Origin of the sequence: Clostridium formicaceticum (genome assembly GCF_001854185.1) — a bacterium.
In the GTDB taxonomy this organism is placed as follows: domain Bacteria; phylum Bacillota; class Clostridia; order Peptostreptococcales; family Natronincolaceae; genus Andreesenella; species Andreesenella formicacetica.
In genome coordinates, this window is sequence record NZ_CP017603.1 from 1684635 (window position 1) to 1710864 (window position 26230).

The window sequence follows — 26230 nt, forward strand, 5'->3', positions numbered from 1 at the left end:
AGGAAGAAGGATGTTTCGATTATTAACAGCAGGAGAATCCCATGGTAAAAGTTTAGTAGGAATGATAGAGGGATTCCCTTCTAATGTAGCGATAGATGTAGCTCAGATCAATAAAAACCTAGCACGACGACAGGGAGGCTATGGTCGTGGTGGTAGGATGCAGATTGAAAAGGACCAAGTGGAGATTTTATCTGGCATAAGAGGGGGAAAAACACTGGGAAGCCCCATTTCTTTTCTCATTAAAAATAAGGATTATGAGAATTGGGAACCTTATATGAATCCCATAGATGTGGATGAAGAGACAAGAAAAGTTACGCAACCAAGACCTGGTCATGCGGATTTAACAGGAGTCATAAAATATGGTTTTTCAGATATTCGAAATGTTTTAGAGCGTAGTAGTGCCAGGGAAACAGCAGTAAGGGTGGCGGTAGGAAGTTTAGCACAACAATTGATGGAGGTCTTTAATATAGAAGTACATAGCCACGTTACTGCAATCGGCGGTGCATTTCTTCCTGAGAAGATTAGGGATATAGAGAAGATCAAGATAGCAGAAACTTCAGAAGTAAGGTGTTGTGATGCTGAGATAGAAAAGGCGATGATTGAGGAGATAAAAAGTGCTAAAGAAAAGGGAGATTCCTTAGGAGGAATTTTTGAGATACATATCACTGGGGTACCGATGGGACTGGGAAGTTATGTGCAATGGGACAGAAAACTAGATGCAAAATTATCCTATGCTTTAATGGGGATTCAAGCGATTAAAGGAGTAGAGATTGGTTATGGTTTCCAAAATGCTCAGCAGGAGGGTTCATTGGTTCATGATGAAATCTTCTATGGAGAAGATCAGGGTTACTATAGAAAAACCAATCATGCTGGGGGAATCGAGGGAGGTATGTCTAACGGTGAGGATATCATCATCCGATGTGCCATGAAACCAATACCTACCTTGTATACACCGTTGAAAACTGTAGACATTGCCACAAAGGAAGTGGTTTTAGCTACGGTGGAGAGAAGTGATACCTGTGCTGTGCCGGCGGCTTCTATTGTAGGAGAAATGGTAGCAATTACTGTAATTGCACAGGAATTTTTAAGAAAATTTGGTTCAGATTCATTAGAGGAGATTACAAAGCGATGGAAAAATTGTATATAGATTTAGGAGAAAATAGCTATCCTATAGCTATTAACGGCGGACTAAGATACGACATTGATAATTATTTAGGAGAAGCGGATAAGTGTCTGTTGATTACTGATGAAAATGTTGATGGTTTATACGGCAAAGATCTGCAGCAGTTTCTAAAGGAGCGAACAATAGAAAAAATTGTACTGTCTCCAGGAGAGGCAAGCAAAAACCTCGCTACAGTAGAAGGGATTTTGCATAAGATGATAGAAGGCGGCTTCACCAGAAAATCTCAAATTATTGCACTAGGAGGTGGCGTAGTAGGAGATATTGCCGGGTTTTGTGCGTCTATTTACATGAGGGGAATTCCTTTTATACAGGTGCCTACCACACTGTTGTCACAGGTAGATAGCAGTGTAGGGGGAAAGACTGGGGTAAATATGCCTCAAGCCAAAAATATTGTTGGGAGTTTTTATCAACCAAAGTCGGTGATGATTGATATTGAGGTGTTAAGAACCCTGCCTAAACGGGAGTTGCTGAGTGGTATCGGAGAAGTGATCAAGTATGGAATCATTTATGATTATGATTTTTTATGTTATATAAGCGATGAATTTGCTCAGATAATGAACCTGAAAGAAGAATCTTTGAAAAAGGTTATTAAGAAATGTTGTGAGATTAAAGCAGAAATTGTTTCAAAAGACGAAAAAGAGAAGGGGTTAAGGAAAATTTTAAATTATGGTCATACTATTGGTCATGGTTTAGAGGCAATTACCCAGTACAAAAAATATACCCATGGTGAGGCGGTTTTAATAGGTATGTATTATGAGGCCAAGATGGCAAAGGTCATGGGACTCATCAAAGAAGAATATTATAAGGAAATAGAAAATATCATAAAGAAAACAGAGATTTCTCTAGATATAGGAGAATTTTCTTTGCAAGATTTAGTAAAGAGCATGACAAAGGATAAAAAAAATCAGGGTGATAAAATCTCCTTTATCCTTCCCAGTAGTAAAGGAGAAGTAAAAGAAGTGCTGCTGTCTAAGGAAGAGGTAGTATGGTGAAGAGGTGAGAACAAGTGAAGGATTTAGAAGAGTTACGTCAAGAAATTGATGCATGTGATGAAATGATCGTAAAAAATTTTGAAAGAAGAATGGAACTGGTGATGGAGGTACTGGCTTATAAAAGAGAAAAAGGTCTTCCTGTATTTCATCCAGAAAGGGAGCAGCAGGTAATGGAAAAGGTACTGACGAGTTTTTCCCATACCAATTTACCGGAGGAGATTCAGCAGCTTTATAAAGAAATCATGAAAATTAGTAGAAAATTGCAGTCTAAAAGGCTCTTCCCCTATAGTATTGCTTTAATAGGTTTTATGGGTACCGGAAAAACAACAATAGCAGAGGATTTAGCAGAAAAGCTGGAAATGAGGTCCGTAGATATAGATACTTTGATTCAAGAAAAAATGGGAATGACCATAGGAGAAATCTTTGAAAATTATGGAGAAGCCCATTTTAGAAAAATGGAATCAGACACTGTAGAAGAATTAAGTGTTGAAAGAAATATGATTCTTTCCTGTGGTGGGGGGGTAGTATTAAGTCCCTACAATGTGATGAATCTCAAAAAAAATAGTAAGACGGTTCTTTTAAGAGCATTGCCAGAAACCATCCATAAACGGCTGCAAGGGGATAGCTCAAGACCTTTACTTAAGGGAAAAATGCACTTAGAACACATAGAAGATCTTCTAGAAAAAAGAAAGCCTTTGTACAATGAAGCAGCAGATTTTATTGTAGATACTGATGGCAAAACAATCGATGAAATTAGCAAAGAAATTATAAAAAAGTTATTGCAAGGGAACTAAGTGGCTATATGTTAACATATAGCCACTTTTAGTTATGTTTCTTTTTATCAAAAACCTCATTATAGAAAAAAATTATCTAGGATTGTCGATTCAAGATAAAGGAATTACAAGAAAAATGTAGAAATAAATAGTAAAAAAGTCTTAAAGGTAATGGAGAATTATGCTAAAACAATATAGGAGGGTTAGCATGTATGCATTATGAGGAAACGGCAATATCAGATAAACAATTAAATACTGTAGGAAAAAAGTTATACGCTGAATTCGTGGTGTTTTTTTTTCTAATTATAGGGAGCATGTATTTAAGTTTTTATAATTATGTATTATTTCATACCACAATAGAATTACTAGGTGTCATCATCATGCTGATGATGACTATGATTGTTGTTAATACTTACAAATTTAATAATGATCATTATTTGATACTGTTAGGTACCACCTATGGGTTTGTGGCAATGTGGGACTTATTGCATACCCTTGCCTATGATGGATTAGGGATTTTTCCAATGAATACTACAAACTTTGCAACACAATTGTGGATTATGGCACGATACATAGAAGGTATATCGATTTTGGTAGCAACGTTTTCTCTACGATTCAATAAAAAAATAAAGATGAGCAGACTTATTGTTTCATATGGATTCATTAGTGTTGTAGCTTTGCTAAGTATATTTAAGTGGAAGGTATTTCCTGAATGCTTTATAGAGGGCTCAGGTCTTACCATCTTTAAGGTTATCAGTGAGTATATAATTACAGGAATGCTGGTGATAGCTATCATCTTCATGATTTATAATAGAAGGTATTTGGATAAAAAAAGTTTTTGGCTATTAATCTTTTCCTTCATGTTTACCATTGCTTCTGAAATAACCTTATGTTACTACGAGTCTGTGCAGGATGCCTATATGACGATAGGGCATATTTTAAAAATTATATCCTTTTATTTGATCTACAGGGCCATTGTAGAAATTGAATTGAAAAGCCCTTATAGGAAGTTGTCCTACAGTGAAGAACGCTACCGTGGTGTTGTAGAATTGATGCCGATAGGAATTTGTGTTCATATTGAAGAAAAAATCACTTTTGTCAATCCTGCCCTATGCAAAATGTTGGATGCAACTACTGGAGAGGCGCTTATTGGAAAAAACATACTGGACATTGTTCATCCAGCGGATCATCCTCTGATAAAGGATAGAATGGAGGAGGTAAAGGAAGGAAAGGTTGCTGCAAGTATTGAAGAAAGGCTTGTCAACCTAAAGGGAGAAACTGTTCATGCAGAGGTAACATCAAGACTACTGCCCTTTGGAGATAAGCAAGGTATTGTAGCTATTGTGAGGGATCTTTCTGTAGATAAACATGCTATAGCTTTAGAAAAACATATTGCCTATAAGCAAAAAGAACTACAGCAATCAAAAAAATATCAAGAGCTTAAAACCGAGTTTTTCAGCAATTTATCCCATGAGATGAGAACACCTTTAAATGTTATTTTTGGCATTGTACAACTGTTAGAGTTGAAGGTTGAAAAAATTGCAGATAATGCTATAGAAAAGCATATAAAATCCTTAAAGCAAAACTGTTATCGTATGCTAAAGCTGATCAACAACCTATTAGATATTACCAAGATGGATGCTGGATACTTTCAGGTTCATTTACAAAATTATAACATTGTTGAAATCATAGAGGATATAGCCATGTCTATTGCTCCTTATGCAGAAAATAATAATATTACTGTTTTATTTGATACCAATGTAGAAGAAAAGTATATGGCGATAGATTTGAATGGGATTGAACGCATTATGTTAAATTTATTATCAAATGCCATTAAGTTTACAGAAAGAGGAGGAGAAATTTCAGTAAACTTCTGGGACAGAAATAAAAATGTCATAATCGCTGTAAAAGATACTGGAATTGGCATCCCCGAGGAGAAACTACCTTTTATATTTGATCGCTTTAGACAGGTAAATAAATCTTTTGAAAAAAATCAGCAGGGTAGTGGCATAGGTTTATCTCTAGTAGAATCACTGGTAAAAATGCATGGTGGAAGCATCAAGGTACATAGCAAGATTGGAGAGGGAACGGAGTTTATGATAAGCCTACCGGTAAAACTGCAAGAGGAAAGTAGAAAAGAAGTCAATATTGAAGAAGTAGACTTAAAAAGCAAATATGTAGAAAAAATAAATGTTGAATTTTCGGACATCTACCATATTGGATAAAAACTTTGTTGGGATTTTTCTGTTGTTTTAAACAACGGTTAAATCTATACAGCATTCAGTAAAAAACTTTAAAAGGAGTGACAATGGATATGGAACAAACCAATGAAGATAAGGGAAGAAATTACACGAAAAAAATTACTAGAAAAATTATTCTGCTATTTTTAATAACCACTTTAGGTAGTATCTTTTTAATAGCCGCTATTATTTATAATCAAACTGCAAAGATGCTAGTGGATAATCTAAGTTTTCGGGCAGTAGAGATTGCTGAATTTGTTAGTCAGACGATTGATATAGATCATTTTCAGCAGTTCAACACAATAGAAGATGAAAAAGGTCAGGATTTTCAGCAAATGGTTGAGGAACTTCGCTATATAAGAGAAATTAGTGGTGCTAAATATCTTTATACGATGAAAAAAAATCAAGCTGGAGAATATGTATATATAGTGGATAGCGCCTATGGGGAAGGAGAGGAAAGCCATATAGGAGAAGTGGAGGAGTTTTCTTACGTTGGCTTTGACAAGGTATATGAGGGACAGGCCTACAGAGCGCAGAAAATAAGTGTAGATGAATGGGGGATGCTAGTATATGCCTATTATCCAATTAAGGATACGACAGGAGAAGTCATAGGCCTTGTGGGAGTAGATTATGATGTGGAAAATGAGTATTTGGCTTTGCAGAAGTTTAAAGTATTTGTACTGCTTTTTTCTTTAGGATTAGGGGCTATTCTTTTATCGTTGGCAACAATTTTTACTAAAAAAATATTTAAACCAATTGGTATCATGGTAGACATAGCAAAAAATATTGCAGCACTAGATATAACGAAGGATATACCAGAGAAGTACACCAAGAGGGAAGATGAAATTGGTGTTTTATCAAATGCTTTACAAATGATTATTTACAATCTTAGGGAAGTGATGACGAAAATAACTGTATCTTCAGAAGAGGTAATGGTTTCTTCTGAGAAGTTAACAGCCACCTCCCAGCAGACTGCTAGTACTTCTAACCATATTGCTCATGCTACAGAGGAGGTAGCAGAACATGCCAATAAACAATTTGAGGAGGTTGTAAAAGCAACCAATGCCATAGAGGAAATATCCTCTATGATACAAAATGCTTCAAAAAATACTGAGGAAATTAATGACTTAAGTTATAAGGTGCTGGATAAATCTACTTCAGGTAAAGAGACCGTTAAAAGAGCCAGCAGTCAAATGCAGTATATTTATGAGAGCACAAATCAAGTGAAGGAGGCACTGATAGTTGTCACTGAGGGTTCCCAAAAAATGAATGATATTGTCCGTCTCATCCGAAACATAGCAGAACAGACAAACTTATTGGCACTAAATGCTGCTATCGAAGCAGCAAGGGCTGGAGAACATGGCAGAGGATTTGCTGTGGTGGCAGAGGAAGTGAGAAAGTTAGCAGAAGAATCTCAAAAAGCAACAGAAGAAATTAGTCAATTGATTGAAGCGAGTCAATCCAATATAGGAAATGCTAACTTTATTATGGAGGAGGACAATAAAAATGTGGAGGAAGGCATAAACATTATCGTTGCTACGGAAAAAAGTTTTGAAGAAATTGTGGGGCTAGTGGAAAAAACAAGTCATCAGATAAATCGTGTTGCAGGCTTTCTTAAGCAGGTTGTTGATCGTACAAATGTGGTGGTAAAGGCAACGGAGGCGATAGAAGCTACAACAAAGACTGTGGTAGAGGAAACGCAAGGCATTTCATCAGCTACAGAGGAACAAGCAGCTTCCATGGAAGAAGTAGCCTCTACTACAGAAAATTTAGCTGAGTTAGCAGAGAATTTACAATCAATCATTAAGGATTTTAAAATTTAATAAAAAAGGGATTTCTTGTGGGAGAGAAATCCCTTTTTTATTAAAGACTAACTGTGAAAACTGAGAGGTTTCAAGAAAATCTTATGTAAAAGAAAAAAATCCGAAGGAAAAAAATTTACTAAAGTCTAAGATTAACAGAAAAATAGAGGTAACCTGAAAACAGAAAATCATGATAAAAATTGAATAACCCAAGGAAATAATGTAAGATAATATATATAAATATAGCTATACGCCTTTGGCCTTGAAGTTTGGCATTTACAGTCTATGGTTTCATCTTTAGCTAAAAAAACATAACTAAGGATTGAAAATATAGACTTTAGTCTATTCAAGTTTATGGGTGGATAGCTATAGATTGAAGGGAGTAAAAAAATGAATTTATCACATTTGAATAATATGCAGCGTAGGGCTGTAGAACATACAGAAGGACCTCTCCTGGTATTGGCAGGGGCGGGAAGTGGAAAGACAAGGGTACTGACCCATCGTATTGCCTATCTAGTAGAGGAGAAGGGGGTATCTCCTTACAACCTATTGGCGATTACCTTTACCAATAAAGCCGCTAGAGAAATGAAGGAAAGACTTGAGAGTTTAATGGAGGAAGGCTGCAAGGATTTGTGGGTGAGTACCTTCCATTCTGCTTGTATGCGGATGCTTAGAATGGATATTGAAAAAATAGGTTATCAAAAAAACTTTGTTATTTATGATACTGCTGATCAGTTAACGGTGATGAAGGACTGTATAAAAAAATTAAGCTTAGATGAAAAATACTTCAATCCTCGAGCAGTTTTGGGAGCCATTGGAAAAGCTAAGGATCAACTGATAGGGCCAGAAGAGTTTACAAGAATACATGGCAGTGATTTTAGAGATGCTAAAATAGGTGAACTTTATAAAATGTACCAAAAGACTTTGAAGAATAATAATGCCTTAGATTTTGATGATTTAATTATGAAGACAGTGGAGCTTTTTAATCAAAATCCTGCTGTGCTCCACTATTATCACAACAAATTTAAATATATACTAGTAGACGAGTTTCAGGATACCAATATGGCCCAGTATACTTTAGTGAGTATGCTGGCAAAACAGCATAAAAATCTTTGTGTGGTAGGGGATGATGACCAATCCATCTATGGATGGAGGGGAGCTGATATTCAAAATATACTAGGTTTTGAAAAGGATTTTCCTGGAGCGGCAGTGGTAAAATTGGAAGAAAATTACCGCTCCACTAAAACCATATTAGAAGCTGCTAATAGGGTTGTGGTAAACAACGAAGGAAGAAAGGATAAAAAGCTTTGGACAGGTAATGATGAGGGAGAAATTATTCAGTACTATAAGGCCAATAATGAATACGATGAAGCCTCCTACATCGCTAATTGTATAGAGACTTTAAGAAAAGAAAAATATCCCTATTCAAATTTTGCTATTCTTTATAGAACCAATGCCCAGTCCCGTGTATTAGAGGAAGAACTGATGAAACAAGGCGTTCCTTATAAGATTTTTTCAGGTACACGCTTCTATGATCGTAAAGAGATCAAAGATATCCTTGCTTATTTGACGACAGTGGAAAATCCAGTAGATGATATCAGTGTAAAACGAATCATTAATGTACCTAAGAGAGGAATCGGTCTTAAAACGATAGAAAAGATCGAAGCCTATGGAGAAAAATTGGGGATAAGGTTTTTTGAAGCATTATTGGATATAGAAGAAATGGGAGATATCAGCGGAAGGGTACAAAAACAAATTAAAAAATTTACGGATATGATCATAGATTTAAGAGAGAGAAAAGAAGAAATGAAGGTAACTGAAATTGTTGAAGAACTTTACAAGAAAACAGGATATATTGATGCCTTGAAGGAAGAAGATCGTGTGGAGGCGGATACTAGAATAGAAAATCTTTATGAATTTCTATCCCTGACGGTGGATTTCGATGAGAATGCAGAAGTGAAAACCTTAGAGGAATTTTTAGCTAGAACCTCTCTAGAAAGTTCTTTAGATAGTGACAATGAGGAAGAAGATGCAGTCGTACTGATGACTTTACACAGTGCTAAAGGCTTAGAGTTTCCTGTAGTGTTTATGCCGGGAATGGAGGAAGGGATCTTTCCTTCCTATATGTCGATGCAAGAAAAAAATGAAGAAGAAGAGCGAAGACTTTGTTATGTAGGAATTACTCGAGCGATGAAAAAGCTCTATATGAGCCATGCCATGATGCGAACCCTTTATGGTAGAACCAGTTATAATAGCTGTTCTAGGTTTTTAGAGGAAATTCCTCAAGAACTTATTGCTAAGGAAAAGGCCTATAAGCGTAAGGAAGAAGTGAAAAAAATGCAGACTTCTCCCCTCTTTACTGGTGGAGGATTATCCAGTTTTCATGATAAGCCCAAGCTAAATACTACGGTCATAAAGAAGAAAGTAAATGCGGGAGATAAGGTAAAGCACCCTACCTTTGGTATAGGGACTGTAGTGTCTGCCGGTGGTGATATATTAACTATTGCTTTTCCAAGTGCAGGGGTGAAAAAGATTTCTTCAGCATTTGTTCAGTTGGATGTAGTAGAATAATATTGGCTTTTTCTGGAGGTATGAAATGGATCAGTTAGATAGAATAAAACAATTAGTACAACAATTAAATCAATACAATTATCAATATTATGTGTTAGATAATCCCACTGTTAGTGATAAAGAATACGATGCCCTCTATGATGAATTGGTGGCATTGGAAAAGGCGACGGGTATGCTACTGGCAGACTCGCCAACCCTAAGAGTAGGCGGAGAGCCTTTGAAAAATTTCACTTCTCATCATCATATTGCTCCTTTGTGGAGTCTAGACAAAGCAAAAACAGAAGAAGAGTTGTTATCTTGGGATGCACGTGTACAAAGATTGTTGGGGGAATCCCAGGTTCCCTTGGAGTACGTTGTAGAATATAAATTTGACGGACTAACGATTAACTTGACCTACGAAAATGGAGAATTAATACAGGCTGCCACTAGAGGTAACGGTGTGGTGGGAGAGTCGATTTTAGCGCAGGTAAAAACGATTCGTTCTCTACCGCTATCCATTCCATTTAAAGGAAAGATAGAGGTACAGGGAGAAGGACTAATGAAATTATCTGTATTAGAGAAATATAATGAAAGAGCAATAGAGCCCTTGAAAAACGCAAGAAACGCAGCGGCAGGGGCTTTGAGAAACCTCGATCCAAAGGTAACTGCTACAAGAAAACTAGATGCTTTCTGCTACAATGTAGGTTATTCAGAAGGTGTAAGTTTTTCAACCCATATGGAGATGATTGATTTTTTACGGGAAAATAAATTTCCTGTAAATCCATATATAAAGCGATGCGATAGTATGACAGCGGTGATTGAGGAAATTCACCGATTAAAGGATGGCATCAAGGAACTAGACTTTTTAATGGATGGTTTAGTAATTAAAATTAATGACCTGAAGCTGAGGCAGCAGTTGGGTTATACGCAGAAATTTCCCCGATGGGCAATTGCCTTTAAATTTGAAGCCCAAGAGGTGACAACAGCGTTGAAGGATGTTTTGTGGCAGGTAGGAAGAACGGGTAAGCTCACACCTTCAGCAGTATTAGAGCCGGTTGATATAGGCGGGGTTACCGTCAGTAGAGCCACCTTAAACAATTGGGAGGATATACAAAGAAAAAAAGTGAAAAAAGGAGGTAGGGTTTGGTTAAGACGATCCAATGATGTGATCCCAGAAATTATGGGGGCGATTGAAGAAGATAAAGGAGAAGTAATAAGGAAACCAGAGCATTGTCCTGCTTGTGGCAGTGAAGTAGTGGAAAAAGGAGCTCATATATTCTGTCCAAATACGCTTTCCTGTAAGCCTCAATTGGTTTCTGCGATTGTACACTATAGCAGTAGAGATGCTATGGATATTGAAGGTTTTAGTGAACGGACAGCGGAGCAACTTTACGAGGCACTGGGAATCAAAGATATTGCAGATTTATATACATTAAAGTATGAAGATCTAATTAGACTGGAAAGATTTGGAGATAAAAAAGCAAAAAACTTATTGGAGGCAATTGAGAAGAGTAAAATCTGTAGGTTAGATGCTTTTATTTATGCACTGGGCATTCCTAATGTAGGGCGAAAAACAGCAACAGATTTAGCCAACTATTTTAAGGCACTAGAAAAAGTAATGAAGGCGCAATACGAAGAATTAATTACCTTGCCTGACGTGGGAGGGATTGTAGCCACCAGCATTATAGATTTTTTTCAAGATGAAAAAATACTAGCCAGTATTCAGAGGTTATTGGATCAAGGGGTTCAGCCTACCTATCAAGGAGAAGAGAAAAAAGAAAGCAGCTTTACAGAGAAGACTGTGGTGGTTACTGGAACATTAAAAAATTATAGTAGAAAAGAAATCAAAGAGCTCTTGGAAAAGCTAGGCGCTAAGATTACCAGCAGTGTTAGTAAAAATACCGACTATGTTTTAGTGGGAGAAGAAGCGGGTTCTAAACTAGATAAAGCCCAAGAAATTATAAAGGCTGGTGTGGAAACAAACTTAAAAATTTTAACTGAGGAAGAATTTGAAGAAATGATGGAATAAAAACTGAGGAGATGCTTTGTATGTCAGATGTCTAATCTATGTGGTTGCAGGGTTTAAGGGTGGTCTTTAAGACCACCCTTTCAAAGTTTTCTTCTGTGGACTAGCACCAGAAGTATCTTCCACCAAATAGAACGATTAGTAATAGGAAGAAGAATAGTAAGCTATCTCCACCTATAGCTCTGAAGATACCGCAGTTGCAGAAGATAATCACTAGAAGTAAGAAGAAGAACAGTAAACTACTAGTACCTCCCCAAAAACCTCTTGTAGCGTCAGCCATAATCTTTCACCTCCTTGATGAGATAAAGAATACTTTATCTTCTGCTTTATAATATGAAAAAAGGGGAAATAGGGTGATAAAACTTTCAAAAATATTGTTTGGTAGCTGTGCAGCTGCTGCATAATAAAAAGTAGTAAATATAAGAATAAAAATAGAGGACATCTTCAAAATCAATAGATGCCATCTATACAGGTGAGGAGAGGAGAAGGTGCTAAAAAAAGTAAATGTATTTGTCTTTGGACTACTTCTATCTATTGTGTTGTTGTTAACCTCAGTAGAGATTGTAAGTTTTAGCAGCAGGCATTATGAAAGAGAATTTGAGAAACATCATATTTCTACGATTACAGGAATGGATATGAAACAATTACAGTACGTCATAGAGGAGCTGCTGGCGTATTTAAGAGATGAGCGGGATGATTTACACATCATAGCTACTGTAGCAGGAGAAGAAAGGGAAGTCTTTGGAGAACGAGAAAGGTTACATATGGTGGATGTAAAGGAATTGTTTGTTGTGGGAAGAAAAGTAAGAAATAGCGGTGTTTTTTTATTAGGTATACTATTGGTTATAGGGATAAAAAAAGACAAAGGATGGAAAAAAAGTTTATCAGAAACTTTGATGTTTACAGCCATCGTTAACCTTGGCTTGATGGCGGCTTTATCTTTATTGGTTTATTTTGATTTTACCAAGTACTTTGATTATTTTCATTTTATCTTTTTTGATAATGATTTATGGATGTTAAACCCTGAGACAGAAATATTGATTCAAATGTTGCCAGAGAAATTTTTTTATAATACAGCAGTACAAATAGCAATGATTTATATCACAACAATTATAGCACTAGGGGTAGGCGGTTTTTTTTATAATAAAAAGACAGATTTTACAGGATAAAATCCGAGGATGTAGTGCTGGAGCTCCCGCTTGTATAAGCGGGAGTCTTAGTAATATAACGAAGGATCATCTTTAAATGGATTTATCTTTTTCATTATTTTTTTCTTGTAAAAGTTTGGTAAGTAAGGTGGAAAGTTTTTTTTCATGTTCTAGTTCTATAGCCGCCACTTCCTGAAAAAACAAAGCAATTTCTTCAAATCCTTCTTGGCGAGCAACACGTGCAAACTCTTTGTACATGGTAGCTCCCTCATAATTTTCACTTACAGCTGATAACTTTAAGTTAGAAGCTGTATCTTTTATGCCATTTAAAAAGTTAAAGATTGTTTTGGCATGATCTTTTTCTTGATGAGCGATTTCCTCGAAAACATCAGCTATACCCTTATAACCCTCTTGCAAAGCTATTTCAGAAAAATAAGTATACTTGTTTCTCGTTTGGCTTTCCCCAGCAAAAGCAGCCCAAAGATTTTTTTCCGTTTTTGTTCCCTTCAATAACAAAACAAACCCTCCCCCAAAAAATAATCAGTATGTTTCAATCAAATGAAGTATGAAACAAGTAATAGAATGAATATATTCTAACACAATTGAAAGAAAAAAAGAATGGCAAAAGGGTTAAAATGAAAAAACTTCCTTTTATAATTCATAGGTGTTAAAAAACTCAAATCATACAGCAAAATGTAAATCTCTATTTTTTCAATGCCTCGAAATTCAACAGAAAATTTTCTTAATTTACAGAAAACACAAAAATCTATTGATATATGGAAAAAAATGTGTTAAAATTTTAATGAAAGATAATGAAATTTATTATCAGTTGAAGGGGGTTATTATTATGCCGTTGTATCATTTGCAAAAGAATAATCGTTGTATGATAGAAAAATTACCTGTAAATCATTTGTTAAAATCTTTAGGGGTCCGTGAAGGCATGACGGTTTCTGTGATGTCAAGGCAGCCTATGGGGGGGCCTATTGTTATTGGAATAGGCAAAAGAAGTATCGCAATAGCAAGAGATGTAGCAGAGCAGATTTTTGTGAAGGAGGTAAATTAATTGGGTTGTCATAGTACAGAGCAGGCAGATATACATATAGGGAAAGATGAACTAAAGATCTTGCTCATGGGCAATCCTAATGTCGGTAAAAGTGTTGTTTTCTCTAAGTTAACTGGTATGGAGGTAATGTCAGCCAACTATACTGGTACAACAGTAACCTATACACAAGGTAAGATTCGTCATAGGGATAAAAAAGGTGTGCTAATAGACGTGCCAGGTACCTATTCTTTAGAAGCTACTTCTGCTGCAGAAGAGGTAGCTGTTGATTTTTTACAAGATGCTTCTGTAGATGCGGTGATCTGTGTCTTGGATGCTACTAACTTAGAGAGAAATTTAAACTTTGCATTGCAGGTAAAGGAGTATGGTTTACCGATTGTGTTTGCTCTAAATTTAATTGATGTGGCAGAACGTCAGGGGGTAAGCATTGACGTAAAAAAATTAGAGGAAGCCCTTCAGGCTCCAGTGGTACCCACTGTGGCTATTCGTAATATTGGTTTAAGAGATCTTTTAGATAAAATTTGGCAAGTAATAAAGGACAAAGACAAGCTGGCACCTTCGCTGGAGTTATCGGAGGAGGAACGTTGGCAGGTGGTGGGTAGGATAATAAAAAGTACGCAGCAAGTAGAGCATAGACATCCTACGTTTTTAGAGAAATTAGGAGACTTATCGCTGCAGCCTTTTCCTGGACTACCTATAGCTTTTATCGTATTGGTGACAGCTTTAGGCGTTGTTGTAGGAGGTGGTAAAGGTTTAAGAGCTGCTATTTTTTTGCCTCTAGTAAACAACTGGATTGTACCTTTTTTCAGAACGGTGGTTTCTAGTTTTGTAGCAGAAGGAACTTTATATAATGTATTGGTGGGGGAATATGGAGTTTTTGTAAAAGGTATTGAATGGCCATTTGCATTGATATTACCCTATGTGTTTTTGTTCTACATTGTGTTATCTTTTTTAGAGGACAGCGGATACCTTCCAAGATTAGGGGTACTGGTAGATGCAACCCTACGGCGCTTAGGGATCCATGGAGGGAATATTGTGCCCTTCATCATGGGATACGGGTGTGCAGTTCCTGCTATTTTAGGTACTAGGGCTGCTACTACCTTCAAGGAAAGAATTATCGTTTCTTCCTTAGTATCATTAGCAGTGCCATGTGCCGCTCAGACAGGAGCTTTTATTGCACTTTTAGGAGATCGCTCAGCTGTGGTATTGGTTTCAGTATATTTAATATCCTTTATAGCGATTGTTATAGCAGGTGTTATACTAGATCGAATGGTTCCTGGAAAGACGGAACCGATGCTTTTAGAGATTCCAAATCTCTTGATGCCGGATGGTCAGAGTTTATTTAAGAAAATTTCGATTAGAACGAAAGAGTTTATGATAGAAGCTGAAGCACCTATGATGTTAGGGGTAGGCTTTGCTGCTTTGGTAGCAGAAACTGGTATGTTAAATTCCATCAGTAGTTATGTTGCACCCCTTACCAGTGGATGGCTAGGACTTCCTCAAGAAGCTACTTTAGGATTAATGCTAGGAATTATTCGAAGGGAATTGGCGGTATTACCGCTTTTAGAGTTGAATTTGACAACATTACAGTTATTGGTGGGAGCTGTAGTTGCCCTTTTTTATATCCCTTGTTTATCCGTATTGGGGGTATTGATCAAAGAATTTGGTGTGAAAATAGCTGTGACCATAGGGGTAGCCACGATAGTGATAGCCTTCTTATTTGGAGGAATCATTAATCAGGTGGGTAACTTTATGATTGTATTATTTTAATAAATAAAAGGGTGTATTTTTAGAAGAACAAATATACCCTTTTTAATGAATAGATACTCTCAATTACAAATTAATTTCACAAAATTTTTAGATTGATCTACGAAAGAGTTTTGATGCAATTTATAGATTGCATGTTACGTATTTATTATTTTAAAAGGTGGAATATATATGGAGATCAGACCATTTATTACGAGGGAGTTAGAGAAGATTTTATCAAAGCACCCTACTACAGGGCGTATCCTCTTTCCTTATTATAGAGGTATGATAGCAAAAGAAATCCAAATTGTAAATATTTGCAAAGAAGATAAAGTGTTGTGTATTGGTGGGGGCTCGTTTCCTTGTACTGCCCTAGAAATTGCCTTAAAAACAGGGGCTGATGTTGAGGTGGTTGATATAGATCCTATAGCTATTGATAACTCAAGAAGGGTTATCAAAAAGTACCATCTAGATAAGAAGATAAAAGTATTTCAGGAGGCTGGCCAAGAGGTAGACCCATCTAATTTTACTGTAATCCATATCGCTAGACAGGCTTGTCCTCATGAAGAAATATTAAATAATATTTTAAAAAAGGCAACACAAGGTACAAGAATATTGGTAAGGAGTCCTACAAATAGTTTGAAGGATATTTATAGGCTGCTGCAACGGGCGCGTTACTGTGATAAATATAGTTGTATGGAAAAGAAGTACACAATTATGAAGGAAACTTTGCTTTACATAAAAAACCTTGGAGGGAAAAACAATGAAAAAGCTAGTCCTGTTTATGGCAGGGATACTGCTGGTGGGCATCATCCTATGGCAGGCTGACTTTTCACAAGTATTTAAAGTCCTTAAGGACTTCAGTTTTGCAAGTTTATTGTTTGTATGTTTGCTACAGTTGCTTACTATATTATTGCTTAATCTTCAATGGTATAAGATATCTCTAGATATGGGGGAAAAAGTGTTTTTCAAAGACTTCGTATATATGAATATAGTAGGTACTTTTGTGGAAAGCATCACACCCTCAGCAAAGGCAGGGGGTGAGGCTACTAAAGTATATCTATTAAAAAATAAAATGGGGTTTTCTACTGGTAAAGCAGCAGCACTGGTGGCAGTACAAAAAACCATTAGCTTGCTGGCTTTTTTATTTTTAAATATTTTATCGATGGGATGGTTTGTGGCTTCGGTAAAGATGGAAGGATTACAAGTGCAAATTATTTTTGGAAGCTTCTTGTTTTTAACCGTAGTTTTGCTGGTATTAATTCTGTTGATCCTCTATCCTTCTAAATTACTAAACTTTATTAGAGGGCTTTCGATAAAAAAAACCTGGGTCGAAAAGCTATATGATATTTTGGTAACCTTAGAAGCGACGGTCAGAGATATGCTGAAACGAAAAAAACAACTTCTTTGGCAGTTGACTTTATCCGTTGTTATTTGGCTTTTATTTTCTGTAAAGGCATATTTGATAGCGAAGGGGCTAAATATACAGTTGTCTTTCATCGGGGTTGCAGTGATTACCTACTTGACCTATATGATAGGGATGTTGCCACTATTACCGGGAGGCGTAGGAACTTTTGAAGGAAGTATGGTTTTCTTTCTTTTGCCATTAGGCATAACATCTCATGAAGGCATAGCCCTTGCTTTAATACTGAGGTTTGTTACTTTTTGGCTGGTTTTTCTATTAAGTGCTCTTTGTTTAGGAGGACAACAATTAATGAAGTTGCAAAATTTTTATAGTCACTAAAAAAATCAATAGAGATAATAAAAAACAGCAGAAAATATATTTTTGCTGTTTTTCTATTCGTAAGGCTATGAAAATATTTTTGCTATGTTTTTAATAAATAACTTCAAAAAAGATCATACTACATTTTATTAGATTTTTTAATTTCATTTTCCTTTTCCTTATAATAGGCACAGCTTTTGTCGCTTAATTCTGATACTGAAGTGACATGGGTTAGAGTACATATACCTTCATTTTCATAAAGACATGAATGATTACAAAATATTGTTATCAAAACCCCACCTCCTTATATATATTTTGAGATAAAAAAAACTTCTAATACATTGTAATTATTACTATGTAAGGAAATTTCGTGAGAGGTGATGCTATGTTTTTTCAAGATTATGATAAGACGGGAGTCGTCTATCATATTGCACATATAACAGATCTTAAAAAAATTCTGAAAAATGGAATAGAATATAACGATAAAATTACTTATGAAAAGCATTATTACTCCTTCCATGATTTTATTGACACACTCCGACCTGATGATGTACCTCCTTGGGTTGTACGGAAGAAAGCTATATTTGCCTCCATGAACTATAGAAAAGAACCCACTTTTCATTCTCATACAGCAGTGTTAGCAGTAAAAATAGATCCTACAAGATGTTGGATTGCCAACGAAAATAGAGCAAATCAAATTTATGAACCTTTTATACTGCAAGGAATAGAGGGTTTTGATGGTGCGAGTAATTATCTTCAAACAAAGGGAAAGTCTTCAGTAAAAAGCTATTGGGAGACATCTTTAAGTTTTCAAGAAAATCTTAAGGAAAGAAAAGATTTAACAGCCGGTTATGATGCAGAAGTAATGATTTTTCACTCTATTCCTCCAGAAGCGATTGATATTTTATATTTGGTGTCAGATCATCGTACATTAGAGATAGAAGAATGGAAGAGGATATTTTGTATATAATCCAGAAAAAAACTATGTTATAATACCATTAATGGACGAGGAGGATGAGGATGAAGGTTGGAAAGGTGCCTACAGAGATATTGGAAGAAGTAATTTTTAAAAATATTCAACACAAAAGGCCTGAAGTTTTAGTACGACCCGGTATAGGGGAAGACTGCGCTGTCGTAGACTTTGGAGAAAATGTATGTGTGATGAGCACAGATCCTATTACTGGGGCAATAAAAGATATAGGAAGTTTAAGTATACATGTTACATGCAATGATATTGCTTCTAATGGTGTGGAGCCTCTCGGCGTCATGATGACAATTCTGGCCCCAGTGGGTACTACAAAGGAGGATTTGAATTATGTCATGCAGGAGGCGAATAAAGCAGCAGCATCCATTAATGTAGAAATCATAGGTGGACATTCAGAGATTACTGATGCGGTTAATCGCATGGTAATTACCACTACTGCTATTGGAAGACAGAAAAAGAGTGATCTGGTTACTTCTAAAGGTGCAAAAATAGGGGATAGCATTATTATGACAAAACATGCAGGATTAGAAGGAACAGCTATTCTTGCTGCTGATCTAGAGGAACGTTTAGAGAAAAGTATCTCTCATGAGGTGATAGAGACTGCTAAAGGCTTTGCTAAAAAAATTAGCGTAGTCAAAGAAGGGGTGTTGGCAGGGGCAGTGGGCGTAAGTAGTATGCATGATGTAACAGAAGGGGGGCTGCTAGGGGCGCTATGGGAACTAGGAGAGGCTTCTGATGTGGGGATAGAAGTCTATGAGGAGAAAATTCCTGTAGCTCCTGAAACATTAGAGATATGTGAAGTACTATCGATTGATCCCTTTAAGCTGATTTCCAGCGGTGTGATGATTATGGCGGTTTCGCAAGATAAAGAAAACCTGCTTTTGGAAACCTTTGAAAAAAACAAAATTGAAGCTGCTGTAATAGGAAGAATTGTGGAAGGGGAGAAGGTTATCTTAAGGGGAGGTATAAAAAAAGTATTAGAAGCACCGGAGGCTGACGAATTGTATAAGGTGATATAAATAGGCGTAATAGCCTATTTTTTATTACAAATATTTATCTATTTTACATCTTTATGACAATTCCCCTGATTTGTTGACGGGATATTTAAAACAATGATATAACTATAGTAGATACATTTATAGGTGTATGGTTGTTAGCAAAAAAATTTTTCAGCCTGAACCGGAATTATTTAACTGGGGGACAAGCTAATGAAAAAAATCTTTTCGATTGTATTGCTGTTTATCATTCTCTTCACTTCATTTACCTATGCCAATCCTACGAATAACCTTGCTAGAATGGTCATGGATGGGAAAACAATGGACTTTCATATTGTACAACTAAACATTGAAGGTAAACCTGCTACAACCGATGTACCAGCTGTTTTGCATGAAGCCAGGACGCTGGTTCCGATACATACTGTAAGGAGCATGGGCATAGATGTTGAGTGGAAGGATGCTACAAAGGAGGTAATCATCACAGCAGGAGATAAGACAATCGTATTAAAAATCGATAGTCCTATTGCTATGGTGAATGACGTAGCAAAGCGTTTACCTAGTGATGTGCCGCCGAAGATTCTTACCTATCAAGGCAGCGGTAGAACCATGGTTCCAATTGCTTTCCTTAGAGAATTGGGTTTAGAAGTAGCGTGGAATGAGAAAACAAGAACCGTATCTGTAGAAGGAAAACAGGTGGTGTACAAAACCATGAAGGGTATTCAAGTAAATACCATTGGTAACACTACTGAAATTCGTGTTAAAGGGGATCAACAGCTGACTTATAGCACATCTGAACTAAGCAATCCTGCAAGAGTGGTATTTAATTTTTCTGACACAAAGTTCGATTTAGACAATAAAAGCAGATTATTACCCAATGGTACACTACAATTAGAAGTAAATCAACAGGGAATTAGAAGTGTTAGAGCCGCACAATTTTCATTGGAACCTATGACAACGCGGGTGACTGTGGAATTAGAAAGTATGGTAAAACCTGAAGTATTTTATGATAATAACACTAATGAGACAGTTATTCAATTTGTAGCCGCAGAAGTTAGTAAAAATTATGTGAAGGATGTTAAGGCGGATATTTCTCAGGGTGGAGAAGTAATTATTATTCAAGGAGATAATATCGCTAAGCATAATATTGAAAGACTGCATAAACCAGAACGCCTTATAATAGATATAGCATCCTCTTCATTAGATCCTTCAAAAAATTTAAGAAATCTACAAGTAAACAGTAATCTGATTCGATCTATTGATATTGTTGAAATGGCTTCTAATGAGACTGTTAGATTGGTGGTGGATCTACAAGAAAAAGATCGCTATGGGGATTATAAAGCAGTAGTAGAAAGTGATAGGTTGCTTGTATATCTAGACAGTGTAGAAGGTAATTCTTCTACAGAAGTTTTACAATATAGAGAAGTCAGCAAAGACCTTACAAGGTTAGAATTAAAAACAGCTTCACTTACCCAATATGCTTTCAGTGTGAGGGATTATGGGGCAACTTTGCAAGTTGTTGTCTCTAAGGAAGATGTGGAGCTACCGATTAAAACGATGGAAATGAATGATGCTTTCGTGCAGAAAATTTCTATAAGTGAGGATACGACATCGAGAGAATATATTATTGTTATTAATTTGCAGGAAAATACACAATATAGGGTAATCTCACCAAATTATACGCGAGATTATATTATAGAATTTTTAGCCAAAAATAATAACCGTCCGGAGCCTTCAAAAGATCCTTTGATTGTGATCGATGCAGGGCATGGGGGTACAGATCCTGGAGCCATATCTCCAATTAATGGGCTGATGGAAAAAAACCTAGTGCTAGATGTAGCACAGCGTTTGAATAAGCTGTTGACAGAAGCTGGATTTAGAACCTATATGACAAGAGAAACAGATACTTCTGTGTCCTTAGCGGATCGTGCTGCGGTTGCAAATCAGTTGGGAGCAGATTTGTTTGTGAGTGTCCATGCTAATGCTGCCGGTTCTGCAAGCGCTCGAGGTATTGAAAATCTTTATTATCCAAGTGAAATCAATGCCAATGATGATCGACCGAATAAAAAATTAGCAGAAATTTTTCAAAGAGAAATGATAAAAATAACGGGAGCTCATAGTAGAAGTATTGTTCCAAGAGATAGACTGGTGGTTTTAAGAGATACGAAAATGCCGGCAGTGTTAAGTGAAATAGGATTTTTAACGAATCCTGAGGAAGTAGCAAAACTAGCTACTTCAGACTACAAGCAGTTGATAGCAGAAGGAATGTTTCAAGGAATTGTTAAGTATTTTGAAGAAGTAAAATAGAGATAATAAGTGGACAGAGGAACCCTCTGTCCATTGTTTACGTTATATAGTTGAAATGTTTTATAGATGTGCGCCCTTAAATTTTAATATACTAAGGGCTACATTTACAGCCCACGGTTTTGAGGCGAAACCGTAGACCGTGTATATTAAAATTTAACTTTAGAAGCGCGCATCTATATGGGCTATAATGAAAGTAAAGGTGAAAATATATGTAGGAGGGAGAAATATGGAGGGAATTTTGGGTTATCTGTTTATTTATTTTGCTAAGGTCTCTGATGTTACATTGGCAACGATACGTATGATTATGGTAGTAAAGGGAAGGCGGATTCAGGCAGCACTTATAGGTTTTGTAGAAATTACTATTTATATCATGGCCATAGGAAAAGTATTGACAGAACTAGATAATCCTGTTAATGTTATTGCCTATGCTCTAGGCTTTGCTACAGGTAACTATATGGGAATCTTTGTAGAGGAAAAAATGGCGTTAGGAAGCATCATTGTACAGGTGATTTCTTTAGGAAACTCTATGCACTTAGTGGAAAAGTTAAGGGAAGAAGGCTTTGGGGTTACAGTGGTTGAAGGTTATGGGAGAGAGGGAATGCAGCATCTGTTGAACATAATGATGCAAAGAAAAAATTTGTCCAAGCTATATAGAATCGTAGACGAGCATGATAGAAAGGCTTTTGTTACCATTACAGATGCCAGAGCAATACGTGGAGGATATTTTACGCGTTTTAAAAGAAGGTAAACAATGAATAGTACCGTACCCTTGATAATATAATGTTATAAAAGAAAGAGGTATTTTATTGTTGAGGGGGAAGAAAAAAATGAAAGTTTATAAACTATTGGTTGTTAGTATAATACTATGTTTTATGATGGGGTTAATAGGCTGTGAAAATCCAATCGCTAACTTAATACAGGAAAGAAAAGACATTGAAGCCTCTTATGTAAGTTATTTGGTGGACCAGGAAGGTTTTGTAGACTTTGAAAATGAGGGTTTGAGGCAAACTGTGCTCTACTATAGGGATGAAAAAGGATTAATTGTTCCTGTAATGAGAAGAATACCTTGGGATGAAGGAATTGCTCAGGCTGCAATTAATCAGCTAATAGACCGGCCGGTATTAAGAGAGGAGTTAGCCGTGATTGGCTTACAACCGGTATTGCCTACAGGCACAGAAGTGGTTGGAATGACGATCCAGGATGGATTATGTACAGTAGATTTTAACAAAAATATTTTATCCTATCAGAATGAAGCAGATGAAAAAGCCATGATTCAGTCTATTGTATATACTTTAACAGAGTTTGAAAGTATTCACCAAGTGCAGATTATGGTGGAAGGATCTATCGTAAAAAAACTTACATACGGTACAAATACTGCAGAACCTTTAGCAAGGGAATATATTAATCTAGCAGATACCTTGTCTGAAGAGAGTATTCCAGTTGTGGTGTATTATAAGGGAACTGTCAATGGGGAAGAATCCTTTTTTGTTCCTGTAACAAAGGGGATTAGTGCCCTAAAGGCAGATATTAAATCGGCACTAACAGCATTATTGGAAGGGGCTCCAGAAAACAGTGGATTATATAGTGAAATTCCCTTTGGTACTTCCGTCAATGATGTATATGTGAAAGATGGGGTAGCCTATATAGATTTTTCAGAAGAAATTAAAAGAATGCCGGAGAATGTAAGACATCAGCAGTCATTAATCTATGAATTGGGGTTAACCCTTAGGGAAATAGAGCCTACGATCGCGCAGGTAAGAATATTATCTAATGGCACAGAGATACAGTTAAGTAGTGATGTAAGCTTGAATCTACCGTACTTTTCAAATGAATTTTAAATTTAGTCAAAGAGCATAGGAGAAGAGAATCTCCTGTGCTTTTTTATCCTTCGGCGTATTGCCAAGACCCTTACTTCTACAATTGGAAGGTATAAGCGTAAAGACTTTGCTTATCTGCTTATGATTACTGACCTGGGGAAATAAAAAAGAAAAACTTTGGGAAAACTTTTATAGAAAAAGAAAAATATGATACAATACAATTTAGGAAGTTACATATTTTTCTATAGATCTAAAGAATAACAGAGAGGAAGATTTATTTTGAATAGAATAGATGGAAGAAGCTATGATGAATTAAGGCCTGTAAAGTTTACAAAGAACTATACAAAACAGGCACAAGGCTCTGTATTGGTGGAGATGGGAGAAACAAAGGTAATATGTACGGCTATGATAGAAGATAAAGTACCGCCTTTTTTAAAAAATACAGGAAAAGGGTGGATCACTGCGGAATATTCTATGCTCCCTAGTTCTACCCAAACCCGGAAGATAAGGGAATCCTCTAGAGGTAAAATCGAAGGAAGAACCCAGGAAATTCAAAGGCTAATAGGGAGGGCTCTTCGGGCAGTAGTAGACCTAGATCGTATAGGGGAAAGAACGATATGGATAGACTGTGATGTAATCCAAGCGGATGGCGGGACTAGAACAGCTTCCATTACAGGAGCTTTTGTAGCGCTAATGGAGGCTGTTAATTTATTGGTAGAAAAAGGAATGCTCCAAGAATTTCCTATAAAAAACTTTGTTTCAGCTATTAGTGTCGGCATTGTAGAAGACAAGCCTTTGCTAGATCTTTGTTATGAAGAAGATTCAAAAGCAAAGGTTGATATGAATATTGTTATGACAGACAGTGGAGAATTCATTGAAGTACAGGGCACAGGTGAGGAAGCCTCTTTTTCTAAAAAGGATTTAATGGAGTTGTTAGCTTTAGCGGAAAAAGGAAATGCTGAGCTTTTAGCTTTGCAAAAATCTGTATTGGGAGAAGTAGCCGTCAAAGCAAAAAAAATTATCGATGCAACAACGGAGGAAAATAATGAAAGATAATATTGCTGTTATTGCTACTGGTAACCCTCATAAACTTCAAGAAATAGGGGATATTTTAAAAAATTTTAGCTTAGAAATAAGGTCTATGAGGGATGTTCATTTGGAGGACCTAGAAATTGTAGAAGACGGAACTAGCTTTGAAGAAAATGCTTTAATTAAAGCGAAAACTGTTATGGAAAAGACCGGACACATGACGATAGCTGATGACTCTGGTTTAGAGGTAGAGTATTTAGATTGTCAACCGGGAGTTTATTCTTCAAGGTTTGCTGGAGAAAAGGCTACAGATGAGGAAAATAATGAAAAATTACTTAAGTTATTAGAAGATGTTCCCCTTGCAAAGCGTCGTGCTAGGTTTGTATGTGTGATAGCTGTTGCTATGCCTAATGGGGAACACTTTACCGTCAGAGGGGAGCTTTATGGCGTGATTGGCTTCGAACTTAAGGGTAAAGAAGGATTTGGCTATGATCCTCTATTTATGCCTAGAGAATACAACGGTCTAAGTTTGGCAGAGATAGGATCTCAAGAAAAAAATAAGATTAGTCACCGTGCTAAGGCGCTAGAACAAATGCAAAAGGTCCTTAGTAAAAGATTAGGGAGTGAATAGCTTGAAGATAGCGGTATTAGGAGATAGTCATGGACAGACAAAGAATATTGATTGGGCGATGGAATCTATTGCTACCAAGGGTGTAGATTATATTATTCATACGGGAGATAACTTTGATGATATGAGGTATATTGTTGAAAGTTCTGATATTAAAACGATTGGAGTAAGGGGCAACTACGATACTCAGCCAGAGGGAAAGGATGAACTGCTAGAAATCCTCGGAGAAAAAAAGTTATTTGTTACCCACGGACATCGATATGGAGTAAAATATGGATTAGAGAAAATTTTCTATAGGGGAAAAGAGCTAGAGGCAGATATTGTGATCTTTGGGCATAGCCATGTCCCCCACTACTCTATAGAGGAGGAAATGATCCTGTTAAACCCTGGAAGTATTTCTATACCAAGGGGAAACTCTTCAAGATGCTATGCTATTATTATCATTGACGAAGATGTTTCTGTTGAGTTTGTGGAGTTATGATTGAGTTCCTATAGGACTTGTATTGTCCTATAGGAACTTTAATGAAAATAAAATTAGTGGTATTCGTCTATATGGTACTTAATAATTAGGAGAAAATTAAAGAATAAAGGAGTATAATTTTAAGAACAAGGGGAAATCCTTAATAATAACAAGATGAATTTATTGACTTGTAGCTTTATTATAGGTATACTATATCTTGTCTTTCAAAAAAGAAAGAAAATAAACCAAAAAAAGTATTGACTTTTATAAATTGATGTGATAAAATATTATAGCGTTGAAAAAATATTTATGCGGGTGTAGTTCAGTGGTAGAACTTCAGCCTTCCAAGCTGACCGCGAGGGTTCGATTCCCTTCACCCGCTCCATTTTTATGTACCCATAGCTCAGCAGGATAGAGCAACGGCCTTCTAAGCCGTGTGTCCGGGGTTCGAATCCCTGTGGGTACGCCACTTTATTATGGTGGGTGTAGTCAAGTGGTTAAGACACAGGATTGTGGCTCCTGCATGCATGGGTTCGAATCCCATCATCCACCCCATGCTGAAGCTATATAATGACATTGGGATATAGCCAAGTCGGTAAGGCAACGGACTTTGACTCCGTCATTCGCAGGTTCGAGTCCTGCTATCCCAGCCAAATTAAACACAGAAGGGAATTGGCCCTTCTTATATGCGGAAGTGGCTCAGTGGTAGAGCATCGCCTTGCCAAGGCGAGGGTCGCGGGTTCGAGTCCCGTCTTCCGCTCCATTAATT

23 protein-coding genes and 5 tRNA genes are annotated in these 26230 nt (G+C 36.6%); 25 read left to right on the forward strand and 3 right to left on the reverse strand.

What is annotated here, in order from left to right; all coding sequences use genetic code 11:
• Nucleotides 1-10: 10 nt before the first annotated feature.
• From aroC to ligA, 7 genes are all read left to right on the forward strand, one after another.
• Complete coding sequence (gene aroC, locus BJL90_RS07820) at nucleotides 11-1147, forward strand: chorismate synthase (RefSeq protein WP_070966232.1); 1137 nt, start codon at nucleotides 11-13, stop codon at nucleotides 1145-1147.
• The gene (aroB, locus tag BJL90_RS07825; protein WP_070966234.1) at nucleotides 1129-2175 is read left to right on the forward strand and encodes a 3-dehydroquinate synthase; all 1047 of its coding nucleotides are present in this window, start codon (nucleotides 1129-1131) and stop codon (nucleotides 2173-2175) included. The genes aroC and aroB overlap by 19 nt, the downstream gene beginning before the upstream one ends.
• 14 nt (nucleotides 2176-2189) lie before the next feature.
• On the forward strand, nucleotides 2190-2969 hold the full coding sequence (locus tag BJL90_RS07830; protein WP_081561894.1) for a chorismate mutase: 780 nt from the start codon (nucleotides 2190-2192) through the stop codon (nucleotides 2967-2969).
• A 191-nt stretch (nucleotides 2970-3160) separates the two neighbouring features.
• The gene (locus tag BJL90_RS07835; protein WP_070966238.1) at nucleotides 3161-5173 is read left to right on the forward strand and encodes a sensor histidine kinase; all 2013 of its coding nucleotides are present in this window, start codon (nucleotides 3161-3163) and stop codon (nucleotides 5171-5173) included.
• A gap of 83 nt (nucleotides 5174-5256) precedes the next feature.
• Nucleotides 5257-7011, forward strand: a complete 1755-nt coding sequence (locus tag BJL90_RS07840) for a methyl-accepting chemotaxis protein (protein WP_070966241.1) — start codon at nucleotides 5257-5259, stop codon at nucleotides 7009-7011.
• Nucleotides 7012-7380: 369 nt separating this feature from the next.
• Complete coding sequence (gene pcrA / locus BJL90_RS07845; protein ID WP_070966243.1) at nucleotides 7381-9561, forward strand: DNA helicase PcrA; 2181 nt, start codon at nucleotides 7381-7383, stop codon at nucleotides 9559-9561.
• A gap of 25 nt (nucleotides 9562-9586) precedes the next feature.
• Nucleotides 9587-11569: an NAD-dependent DNA ligase LigA gene (gene ligA, locus BJL90_RS07850; RefSeq protein WP_070966246.1), complete on the forward strand. Its 1983-nt coding sequence runs from the start codon at nucleotides 9587-9589 to the stop codon at nucleotides 11567-11569.
• 100 nt (nucleotides 11570-11669) lie between these two features.
• Here ligA and BJL90_RS22315 read toward each other — a convergent pair whose 3' ends face one another.
• Nucleotides 11670-11846 (reverse strand): hypothetical protein, encoded by a 177-nt coding sequence (locus tag BJL90_RS22315; RefSeq protein WP_169824202.1) that lies wholly within the window; start codon nucleotides 11844-11846, stop codon nucleotides 11670-11672.
• 208 nt (nucleotides 11847-12054) lie between these two features.
• Between BJL90_RS22315 and BJL90_RS07855 the strand changes: the two genes are divergently transcribed.
• Nucleotides 12055-12735, forward strand: a complete 681-nt coding sequence (locus BJL90_RS07855) for a TIGR01906 family membrane protein (RefSeq protein WP_070966248.1) — start codon at nucleotides 12055-12057, stop codon at nucleotides 12733-12735.
• Nucleotides 12736-12807: 72 nt separating this feature from the next.
• On the opposite strand, the gene BJL90_RS07860 is transcribed toward BJL90_RS07855, so the two are convergent.
• Nucleotides 12808-13230: a rubrerythrin family protein gene (locus BJL90_RS07860; RefSeq protein WP_070966251.1), complete on the reverse strand. Its 423-nt coding sequence runs from the start codon at nucleotides 13228-13230 to the stop codon at nucleotides 12808-12810.
• Between the two features lie 331 nt (nucleotides 13231-13561).
• Between BJL90_RS07860 and BJL90_RS07865 the strand changes: the two genes are divergently transcribed.
• From BJL90_RS07865 to BJL90_RS07880, 4 genes are all read left to right on the forward strand, one after another.
• Nucleotides 13562-13777 carry a FeoA family protein gene (locus BJL90_RS07865; protein WP_070966257.1) on the forward strand — a complete coding sequence of 72 codons (216 nt, stop codon included), beginning with the start codon at nucleotides 13562-13564 and terminating at the stop codon, nucleotides 13775-13777.
• Complete coding sequence (locus BJL90_RS07870) at nucleotides 13778-15544, forward strand: ferrous iron transporter B (RefSeq protein ID WP_070966260.1); 1767 nt, start codon at nucleotides 13778-13780, stop codon at nucleotides 15542-15544.
• 168 nt (nucleotides 15545-15712) lie between these two features.
• Nucleotides 15713-16348 (forward strand): SAM-dependent methyltransferase, encoded by a 636-nt coding sequence (locus BJL90_RS07875; RefSeq protein WP_070966263.1) that lies wholly within the window; start codon nucleotides 15713-15715, stop codon nucleotides 16346-16348.
• Nucleotides 16284-17264: a lysylphosphatidylglycerol synthase transmembrane domain-containing protein gene (locus tag BJL90_RS07880; protein WP_070966267.1), complete on the forward strand. Its 981-nt coding sequence runs from the start codon at nucleotides 16284-16286 to the stop codon at nucleotides 17262-17264. The genes BJL90_RS07875 and BJL90_RS07880 overlap by 65 nt, the downstream gene beginning before the upstream one ends.
• 118 nt (nucleotides 17265-17382) lie before the next feature.
• Here the strand turns inward: BJL90_RS07880 and BJL90_RS21855 are convergent, their stop codons facing one another.
• The gene (locus tag BJL90_RS21855; RefSeq protein ID WP_156778737.1) at nucleotides 17383-17535 is read right to left on the reverse strand and encodes a hydroxymyristoyl-ACP dehydratase; all 153 of its coding nucleotides are present in this window, start codon (nucleotides 17533-17535) and stop codon (nucleotides 17383-17385) included.
• Nucleotides 17536-17628: 93 nt separating this feature from the next.
• Between BJL90_RS21855 and BJL90_RS07885 the strand changes: the two genes are divergently transcribed.
• The 13 genes from BJL90_RS07885 (at nucleotide 17629) to BJL90_RS07945 (ending at nucleotide 26224) form a co-directional block, all read left to right on the forward strand.
• Nucleotides 17629-18213: a hypothetical protein gene (locus BJL90_RS07885; protein ID WP_070966270.1), complete on the forward strand. Its 585-nt coding sequence runs from the start codon at nucleotides 17629-17631 to the stop codon at nucleotides 18211-18213.
• Nucleotides 18214-18263: 50 nt separating this feature from the next.
• Entirely contained in the window at nucleotides 18264-19247 is a 984-nt protein-coding gene (locus BJL90_RS07890) for an AIR synthase family protein (protein ID WP_070966273.1), read from the forward strand.
• Between the two features lie 189 nt (nucleotides 19248-19436).
• Entirely contained in the window at nucleotides 19437-21527 is a 2091-nt protein-coding gene (locus BJL90_RS07895; protein WP_070966275.1) for an N-acetylmuramoyl-L-alanine amidase, read from the forward strand.
• Nucleotides 21528-21753: 226 nt separating this feature from the next.
• Complete coding sequence (locus BJL90_RS07900) at nucleotides 21754-22275, forward strand: DUF2179 domain-containing protein (RefSeq protein ID WP_070966278.1); 522 nt, start codon at nucleotides 21754-21756, stop codon at nucleotides 22273-22275.
• A gap of 79 nt (nucleotides 22276-22354) precedes the next feature.
• Nucleotides 22355-23365 carry a GerMN domain-containing protein gene (locus BJL90_RS07905; protein WP_070966281.1) on the forward strand — a complete coding sequence of 337 codons (1011 nt, stop codon included), beginning with the start codon at nucleotides 22355-22357 and terminating at the stop codon, nucleotides 23363-23365.
• 258 nt (nucleotides 23366-23623) lie between these two features.
• Nucleotides 23624-24400, forward strand: coding sequence for a ribonuclease PH (gene rph / locus BJL90_RS07910; protein WP_070966283.1), 777 nt, complete (start codon nucleotides 23624-23626; stop codon nucleotides 24398-24400).
• The gene (locus tag BJL90_RS07915) at nucleotides 24390-25004 is read left to right on the forward strand and encodes an XTP/dITP diphosphatase (protein ID WP_070966286.1); all 615 of its coding nucleotides are present in this window, start codon (nucleotides 24390-24392) and stop codon (nucleotides 25002-25004) included. Before rph ends, BJL90_RS07915 begins: the two co-directional genes overlap by 11 nt.
• Complete coding sequence (locus BJL90_RS07920) at nucleotides 24997-25482, forward strand: YfcE family phosphodiesterase (RefSeq protein WP_081561896.1); 486 nt, start codon at nucleotides 24997-24999, stop codon at nucleotides 25480-25482. Before BJL90_RS07915 ends, BJL90_RS07920 begins: the two co-directional genes overlap by 8 nt.
• A gap of 290 nt (nucleotides 25483-25772) precedes the next feature.
• Nucleotides 25773-25846, forward strand: a tRNA-Gly gene (locus BJL90_RS07925).
• Nucleotides 25847-25853: 7 nt separating this feature from the next.
• Nucleotides 25854-25930: transfer RNA gene (locus BJL90_RS07930), tRNA-Arg, on the forward strand.
• Between the two features lie 10 nt (nucleotides 25931-25940).
• Nucleotides 25941-26016, forward strand: a tRNA-His gene (locus BJL90_RS07935).
• A 22-nt stretch (nucleotides 26017-26038) separates the two neighbouring features.
• Nucleotides 26039-26114: transfer RNA gene (locus BJL90_RS07940), tRNA-Gln, on the forward strand.
• Nucleotides 26115-26149: 35 nt separating this feature from the next.
• Nucleotides 26150-26224 (forward strand) — tRNA-Gly (locus BJL90_RS07945).
• Nucleotides 26225-26230: the final 6 nt, after the last annotated feature.

Bases quoted from the DNA above. Each gene is read 5' to 3' on its own strand.
- ligA (WP_070966246.1), top strand. From the start codon at position 9,587: ATGGATCAGTTAGATAGAATAAAACAATTAGTACAACAATTAAATCAA.
- BJL90_RS07865 (WP_070966257.1), top strand. From the start codon at position 13,562: ATGCCGTTGTATCATTTGCAAAAGAATAATCGTTGTATGATAGAAAAA.
- BJL90_RS07895 (WP_070966275.1), top strand. From the start codon at position 19,437: ATGAAAAAAATCTTTTCGATTGTATTGCTGTTTATCATTCTCTTCACT.
- BJL90_RS07875 (WP_070966263.1), top strand. From the start codon at position 15,713: ATGGAGATCAGACCATTTATTACGAGGGAGTTAGAGAAGATTTTATCA.
- BJL90_RS07885 (WP_070966270.1), top strand. From the start codon at position 17,629: ATGTTTTTTCAAGATTATGATAAGACGGGAGTCGTCTATCATATTGCA.
- BJL90_RS07840 (WP_070966241.1), top strand. From the start codon at position 5,257: ATGGATATGGAACAAACCAATGAAGATAAGGGAAGAAATTACACGAAA.
- BJL90_RS07900 (WP_070966278.1), top strand. From the start codon at position 21,754: ATGGAGGGAATTTTGGGTTATCTGTTTATTTATTTTGCTAAGGTCTCT.
- BJL90_RS22315 (WP_169824202.1), bottom strand. From the start codon at position 11,846: ATGGCTGACGCTACAAGAGGTTTTTGGGGAGGTACTAGTAGTTTACTG.
- BJL90_RS07905 (WP_070966281.1), top strand. From the start codon at position 22,355: ATGAAAGTTTATAAACTATTGGTTGTTAGTATAATACTATGTTTTATG.
- BJL90_RS07915 (WP_070966286.1), top strand. From the start codon at position 24,390: ATGAAAGATAATATTGCTGTTATTGCTACTGGTAACCCTCATAAACTT.
- aroC (WP_070966232.1), top strand. From the start codon at position 11: ATGTTTCGATTATTAACAGCAGGAGAATCCCATGGTAAAAGTTTAGTA.
- BJL90_RS07890 (WP_070966273.1), top strand. From the start codon at position 18,264: ATGAAGGTTGGAAAGGTGCCTACAGAGATATTGGAAGAAGTAATTTTT.
- BJL90_RS07835 (WP_070966238.1), top strand. From the start codon at position 3,161: ATGCATTATGAGGAAACGGCAATATCAGATAAACAATTAAATACTGTA.
- BJL90_RS07880 (WP_070966267.1), top strand. From the start codon at position 16,284: ATGAAAAAGCTAGTCCTGTTTATGGCAGGGATACTGCTGGTGGGCATC.
- aroB (WP_070966234.1), top strand. From the start codon at position 1,129: ATGGAAAAATTGTATATAGATTTAGGAGAAAATAGCTATCCTATAGCT.
- pcrA (WP_070966243.1), top strand. From the start codon at position 7,381: ATGAATTTATCACATTTGAATAATATGCAGCGTAGGGCTGTAGAACAT.